This is a genomic window from Methylobacterium sp. WL116, from assembly GCF_008039455.1.
In the GTDB taxonomy this organism is placed as follows: domain Bacteria; phylum Pseudomonadota; class Alphaproteobacteria; order Rhizobiales; family Beijerinckiaceae; genus Methylobacterium.
Window position 1 is genome coordinate 1 of record NZ_VRUV01000361.1, and the last position, 4760, is coordinate 4760.

The window sequence follows — 4760 nt, forward strand, 5'->3', positions numbered from 1 at the left end:
CCGGCGCCTCGGTGGAGAGCCTCTACACCGGCACGACCCGGCTGATCGAGGACGAGCTGAACGGCGCGGCGGCGAGCAGCCGCTCTACAAGATCCCGAGCACGGTCGAGACCGTCACGGCGGCCGACCTCGACATCGATCGCGGTACCTTCAACGCGGTGGCCACGCTGGCGCGGCGCACGCCCGGCCTCAACCTTTCGGATTCGCAGGGCAACTCCAACCGCACCGACGTGAACTACCGCGGCTTCACCGCCTCGCCGGTGCAGGGCGTGCCGCAGGGCCTGGCCGTCTACCAGAACGGCGTGCGCATCAACGAGGCCTTCGGCGACACCGTCCAGTTCGACCTGATCCCGCCGACGGCGATCCAGCGCATCGACATCGTCACCGGCAACCCGGTGTTCGGCCTCAACGCCATCGGCGGCGCGGTCAACATCCAGATGAAGAACGGCTTCACCTGGCAGGGCACGGAGGTCACCGCGCTCGGCGGCTCGGACGGCCGCATCGCCGGCTCGCTCGAGTACGGCAAGGTGATCGGGCCGTGGAGCTTCTACTTCAACGGCGACGGCCTCAACGACCGCGGATGGCGCTACGAGAGCCCGTCGACGATCGGGCGCATCTACACCGACCTCGGCTACCGCACCCTCGATTCCGAGTTCCACCTGATCGGCAACTTCGCGCGGACCTTCTTCGGCGCGGCCGCCGCGACCCCGGTGGACTTCACCCATGTCGACCCGCGGGCGATCTTCACCTTCCCGCAGACCACCACGACCGAGATGGGCACCATGCAGGTGACCGGCCGCGTCGACATCTCGCCGACCTGGGATCTCGCCGGAAACGCCTATTTCCGCCGCTTCAGCAACACCTACGTCGACGGCAACGACGGCAACTTCGAGAACTGCAGCCGCCAGTCGAGCAACCGCGGCTTCCTCTGCTTCGAGGATGACGGCTTCGCCCAGGCGCCGGGACAGTCCAATCTCGCCTTCCGCAACCAGTTCACCATCCTCGGCGCCAACAACCGGCGCATCCCCTTCACCCCGAACGTGCCCTACGGCACGCTGGACGTGACCAGGACCGAGGCGACGAGCTACGGCGGCTCGCTCCAGGCGGCCAACCGCGACAAGATCTTCGGCTTCGGCAACAGCTTCGTCGTCGGCGGCAGCATCGACGTCGCCGACTTCAGCTTCAAGTCGTCGAGCACGCTGGGCGTCATCAACCCGGATCTGCGGGTGACCACCGATCCGAACAACCCGTACTACGGCACCATCCCCGGCCTCGGCACGACGCAGCTACGGACCGCGGCCGCGCTCGGCATCGCGCCCTCGAACGTCATCGGCTCGAACCTCTACATGGGCCTCTATGCGACGGACACGTTCGACGTGACCGACGCGCTGTCGCTCACCGCCGGGGCGCGCCTGAACTTCGCCCGCCTCACGACGACCGACCAGACCGGCTTCTCGCCGGACGTGAACGGGACCTACTACTACAACAAGATCAACCCGGTGGCGGGCCTGACCTACCGCTTCACCCCGGGCCTGTCGCTCTACGGCGGCTACTCGGAATCGAACCGCGCGCCGACGCCGCTCGAGACCGCCTGCTCCAACCCGGACCGGCCCTGCCTGCTGCCGAACTCGCTCGTCGCCGACCCGCCGCTCAAGCAGGTCACCGCACAGACCTACGAGGTCGGCATCCGCGGCCAGATCCCGAACGTCTACGAGGGCGGCCTCGTGACCTACAAGGTCGGCGCCTTCCGCACCGATCTCGCCAACGACATCATCCAGCTCGCGACCCCCGGCAACGCGGCGCGCGGCTACTTCGTCAACGTGCCGGCGACCCAGCGGCAGGGCATCGAGGTCGCGGCCGACTACACCCGCGGCGACCTCTCGGTCTACGCCAACTACGCCCTGATCGACGCCACCTTCCAGTTCAACGGAACCCTGTCCTCGCCCAACAACCCCCTGGCCGACGACGGCGCCATCGCCGTGACCCGCGGCAACCAGGTGCCGCTGATCCCCAACCACCAGTTCAAGGTCGGCTTCGACTACCTCGTCCTGCCGGGCTGGCGCTTCGGCATGAACCTCCAGGCCTTCTCCTCCGCCTACTATCGCGGCGACGAGTCGAACCTGAACCCCAAGCTGCCGGCCTACCTCGTGCTCGGCCTCAACACCACCTACCAAGTCACGCCGAACCTTCAGGTTTTCGGCTTGATCACCAACCTGACCAACAACCGCTACGCCAACTTCGGCACCTTCGCCGAGCGCGGGCCCGTCGCCGGCAACCTCACCATCAACGATCCGCGCACGACGACGCTGGCGCAGCCGCTCTCGATCTACGGCGGCATCCGCTACGCCTTCGGCCCCGATCCGGTCCCGATGGCGGAGCCGATCATCCGCAAGTACTGACCGCGCGGATCGATTGCCCCGCGGGCCCGGGAGGAGGGGGCGTGGACCGGGAGGTCCGCGCCCCCTTCGCGTTCGGCGGGGCGCGTGCGGGCCTGCGGCCTCACGCCACCGGAACACGGTCGCGCTTCGTCGCTTGCCCCCTGCAACCGAAACGACGCGGGCCACGTGCCCGCGCGAAAAGCTTCAGGGAGTTCTCATGCGATTGGTCCACGCGGTCTCGGCCGCCCTCCTCCTCGTCTCCGCGGCGCCCGCCTTCGCGAGCTCCTGCTCCGAGGAGATCGCGACGCTGGAGCGGCGCCTCGACAGCGCCGGCGCGGAAAAGGTGACCGGCAAGGAGCCGGTGGGCGGCACGACCTCGTCGAATTCCGACAAGGCGCTGTCCGCGCCGCCCGGGGGCAAGCCCAGCGACCCGTCGACGACCTCCACCGCCGGCGGCGTGAAGGAGGCTCGCGACCTCGTCGAGAAGGCGCGCGGCGAGGACAAGGCCGGCAAGGCCGATGCCTGCCGCGACACCATCATGAAGGCCAAGGAGAAGGCCGGCGCGCTGCCGTAGCCGCTTCGCCGCGTCCGCAACGAACGGACAGGGCGGCTCTCGCGAGCCGCCCTGTCTTCGTTTTCCGGGTCCCGCCTGCCCCGGCCCGGTCAGTACGCGTTCTCGGTCCTGAAGAGGGCGAACGGCGTGGTCAGCAGGATCTGGAGATCGAACAGCACCGACCAGTTCTCGATGTAGTACAGGTCGTGCTCGACCCGGCGCTGGAGCTTCTCGCTGGTGTCGGTCTCGCCGCGCCAGCCGTTGACCTGGGCCCAGCCGGTGATGCCGGGCTTGACCTTGTGGCGGGCAAAGTAGCCGTCGACGACCTGGTCGTAGAGCGTGTTGGCGGCCTTCGCCTGCAGCGCGTGCGGACGAGGGCCCACGAGGGAGAGGTCGCCCTTGATCACGTTGAAGAGCTGCGGCAGCTCGTCGAGCGAGGTCTTGCGGATGAACCGGCCGACCGGGGTCACGCGCGCATCGCCCTTGGTCACCATCCTCGCCGCCGTGGCGTCGCAGGCGTCGACGTACATCGAGCGGAACTTGAACACGTCGATCAGCTCGTTGTTGAAGCCGTGGCGCTTCTGCCGGAAGAACACCGGGCCGCGCGAGGTCAGCTTCACCGCGAGCGCGACGCCGATCATCACCGGGGCGAGCGCGGCCAGCATCAGCAGGCCGACCGCGCGGTCGAACACCGTCTTCATCACCACGTCCCAGTCGGCGATCGGGCGATCGAACACGTCGAGCACCGGCACCGAGCCGAGATAGGAGTAGCTGCGCGGGCGCAGGCGCAGCTTCGTCGCGTGCGCCGAGAGGCGGATGTCGATCGGCAGGACCCAGAGCTTCGAGAGCATCTGCAGGATGCGCCCCTCGGCCGAGATCGGGATCGTGAACACGATCAGGTCGAGGCGCGTGGCGCGGGCGTAGGCGACGAGGTCGCTGACGGTGCCGAGCTTCGGGTATCCGGCGACCACGTCGGTGGAGCGGTCGTCGTTGCGGTCGTCGAACACGCCGACGATGCGGATGCCGCCCTCGCTCTGCGTCTCGAGGGCGGCGATGAGCTCCTCGGCGGCCTTGCCGCCGCCGACGATCGCGGTGCGCCGGTCGAAACGGCCATTCCGGGTCTGCGCCACGATCACGCGCGACAGGACGAACCGGCCGGTCAGCAGCAGGCCGAGGCCGCCGGCGAAGTAGGCGGCCAGCCACAGGCGGGAGTAATGGTCGGCGACCTTGGCCAGCACGAGGCCGGTCGCCACCAGGAGGAAGGCGAGCATCCAGCCGGCCGAGATCTTGATCGCGGTCTTGAAGAAGGTGCGGAACGCGCCGATCCGGTAGGTGCCGGCGGCCTGGAAGGCGGCGATCGCCAGGGCGGCCACCGCGACGACCGCCCCGGCATAGGTCAGCCCGAACGGAACCACGCCGCGCAGCAGCGTCAGGTGCAGACCCGCGCCGAGGCAGCCGATCAGGACGAACTCCGCCGCCCGCACCAGCCCTGCGATCACCACCGGCGAGATCGCCTGGGCCGGGAGGACGGAGACCGTCTCGGCCAGCGGCGCCGCCTGCGGCGCGGGCTCGGCGAAGCGGGCCGCCGCGGTCTCGCCGTGTCCGGCGACCTTCAGAAGATCACGGACGTCGAAGGCACTCATCGGTCGCTTCCCAGCAGTCCAGCGGGCTAGTTCCTGCCGGGAAGTGTCTCAAACCGACCTATCGGATTACTTAAAGCTGCAGGCGCCGCCGCCGTCCTTCTGCGCGCCCGCGACGGACGGGAATCACGTTCGTGCGAGGGTCCGGGGCTCAGGCGGCCCCGACGCGGGCCGGCTCGGCGGATGCCGC

At 69.0% G+C, this 4760-nt stretch carries 3 protein-coding genes; 2 read left to right on the forward strand and 1 reads right to left on the reverse strand.

Translation table 11 applies throughout. From position 1 onward, the window contains the following. Together FV223_RS20385 and FV223_RS20390 are read left to right on the forward strand one after the other, a co-directional pair. Positions 1-2398, forward strand: a 2398-nt coding sequence (locus FV223_RS20385; RefSeq protein ID WP_147728713.1) for a TonB-dependent receptor, incomplete at its 5' end; no start/stop codon positions are given. A gap of 196 nt (positions 2399-2594) precedes the next feature. Next, on the forward strand, positions 2595-2951 hold the full coding sequence (locus FV223_RS20390) for a hypothetical protein (RefSeq protein WP_147728714.1): 357 nt from the start codon (positions 2595-2597) through the stop codon (positions 2949-2951). Positions 2952-3040: 89 nt separating this feature from the next. Here FV223_RS20390 and FV223_RS20395 read toward each other — a convergent pair whose 3' ends face one another. Then, positions 3041-4573 (reverse strand): undecaprenyl-phosphate glucose phosphotransferase, encoded by a 1533-nt coding sequence (locus FV223_RS20395; RefSeq protein ID WP_147728715.1) that lies wholly within the window; start codon positions 4571-4573, stop codon positions 3041-3043. Positions 4574-4760 lie beyond the last annotated feature (187 nt).

Excerpts from the sequence above, each read along its gene's own strand:
- FV223_RS20395 (WP_147728715.1), bottom strand. The coding sequence starts at position 4,573 with ATGAGTGCCTTCGACGTCCGTGATCTTCTGAAGGTCGCCGGACACGGC.
- FV223_RS20390 (WP_147728714.1), top strand. The coding sequence starts at position 2,595 with ATGCGATTGGTCCACGCGGTCTCGGCCGCCCTCCTCCTCGTCTCCGCG.